Annotated in this window: 1 protein-coding gene; it reads right to left on the bottom strand. The window is 75.1% G+C overall.

Annotated features, from left to right (window positions below):
* Positions 1 to 373: transcription termination/antitermination protein NusG (locus AB6A65_RS16715; RefSeq protein WP_371039505.1), on the bottom strand; the 373-nt coding region annotated here is incomplete at both ends.

Consider the following 373-nt stretch of genomic DNA (forward strand, 5'->3'; position numbering starts at 1 on the left):
CACGCGGATGCGGTCGTTTTCGTTCATGCGCTCGATGCGGCCCACGACGTCGGCGAAGGGGCCGGCGATCACGCGGACCCGGTCCCCCGGGGCGAGGCCGCGGTCGGGGCCGAGGAGGCCGTCGTCGTCGCACCGCGTGCGGATCCCGTCGATCAGCGCGTCGGGGAGCGGCGTCGGGCGGCGCGGGTCGGTCTGCACCAGCCGCGTGAGCCCGCGGGTGGAGTTGATCTGCCGCCAGTGGCCGGCCTCGGGCACGAAGCGGATGAAGAGGTAGCCCGGAAAGAGTGGCCGACGCACGTCGGCGAGGCGGCCGCGGCGGCGGCGCGTCTCGATCAGGGCGGGGCAGAAGACCTCGAAGCCCTGCCGGGCGAGG

This window comes from Rhodosalinus sp. FB01, from assembly GCF_041365715.1.
Taxonomy (GTDB): domain Bacteria; phylum Pseudomonadota; class Alphaproteobacteria; order Rhodobacterales; family Rhodobacteraceae; genus Rhodosalinus.